Source organism: Shewanella sp. cp20 (genome assembly GCF_000832025.1).
Classification (GTDB): Bacteria; Pseudomonadota; Gammaproteobacteria; order Enterobacterales; family Shewanellaceae; genus Shewanella.
In genome coordinates this window covers 1-230 of sequence record NZ_JPII01000062.1, presented here as the reverse complement: position 1 = coordinate 230, position 230 = coordinate 1, and the positions used below count along the sequence as shown (strand labels likewise).

Below are 230 nucleotides of genomic sequence, written 5' to 3'. Positions count from 1 at the left end.
GTGATCAACGCCGATGGCTCATACACCTTTACGCCAAACGACAACTGGAACGGCAGTGTGCCGGTCATCACCTACACCACTAACACCGGTGAAAGTGCCACCCTGACCATTACTGTCACCCCAGTAGATGACCCATCTGTACTGGCCAACGACAGCAACACCGTGGCAGAAGACACCGTCGCAAGCGGCAACGTGCTCGATAACGACAGCGATATCGACAGCCAACTGTC

The 230-nt window shown here is 55.2% G+C and carries 1 protein-coding gene; it reads left to right on the top strand.

Annotated features, from left to right (window positions below):
• The coding region (locus DB48_RS19580; RefSeq protein ID WP_152619208.1) for an Ig-like domain-containing protein at positions 1-230 on the top strand (230 nt) is incomplete at both ends.